The 1,124-nt window shown below is 50.3% G+C and carries 1 protein-coding gene; it reads right to left on the reverse strand.

Annotation, left to right across the window (positions count from 1 at the left end):
- On the reverse strand, positions 1-1,124 hold a 1,124-nt coding region (locus COT43_01765), incomplete at both ends, for a hypothetical protein (GenBank protein PIS30461.1).

A 1,124-nucleotide genomic window follows, 5' to 3' on the forward strand; every position in this document is an offset into this window, starting at 1 on the left:
GATCCCACCAGTTACCAGAACCGAAATTGTACACGTTATCGACCACGTCAACACCGATATACAGATAATCGTCATCCACCGCCAGATAGACTGTCGCCTTCAGGTCTAAACTATCGGTAACCGTCCCGATAACCTTATTCACTTCGGGTTTCAAAACCCACGGCTTGATCCCGGCGGCCTGCCATTCGCTAAAATCACCATCAATAGTAAAGTTCGCGGGAGCGTTCAATGCAATCGTCGGAATGCCCTTGGCAATATTCGCGAAGCCGGTCGATTTGGCGGGCAGACTCTCGTTGCCGGCCGCATCCGTGCAGGTGACGGCATAATAAGTCGTCAGTTCGTGATTCACGAGCGGATAGTAAATGCTGTGAGCCAGACTTTGCGTGCCTTCGACAATAGAAGACGCAAGTTTTTCAACTCCGGCGGCAGTGATATCTTCAATCGGTTTCCGGCTGGTATAAACCGAGTACGATTCGCCGACTTCGCCGTCAACATCCGACCAGATGACCAGATTATAAAAATCCGCTGATGGAATTACACCGAGATTTCCGGGCGGATCGGAAGCAACCCAGTCAAACGTAGGGGTTCCTGTCCAGATGTCATCCAGATAAACGATCTTTCCGACACCGAGCGTACTGCCGATGAGTATCTTCAGTTTCAGAACTCTCGTATTATCCATCATCTTGTCGTACTGCATCGCCGAGCCGTTCCATGCGCCGCCGTTTCTATCGAAATCCTTCAATGCAATGTTGACGACTTTCCAACCGCCGTCGTAACCGACCGTATTTTCCTTCAGCATGTAAAACGACTCATATTCGAGGTCTGCTCCACCACCGTCTTCATCATCGTCGCTGAGGACAATCTTCAGGGAGTCGAGACCGGCATCCGCCTTGATGGCAAAATGCAGGGAATCCGTCGGCCAGTTCACATACATATTGACCGGATTCGCCATTGTAAAAACGAGTCCATCCCAGAGTGCCCAAGTATTCGGTGGTGTATTCCACTTGATGCTACCTGTTTTATTTCCGGCAGTGTAATCCTGCTCTGTTGTCAGTTCATAACTGCCGCCGCCCCAGCCGCCGTATCCTGTCACATTACCCGGCAATGATTTACCGTTAAAAAAT

This window comes from Candidatus Marinimicrobia bacterium CG08_land_8_20_14_0_20_45_22, from assembly GCA_002774355.1.
Taxonomy (GTDB): Bacteria; Fidelibacterota; UBA2242; order UBA2242; family UBA2242; genus 0-14-0-20-45-22.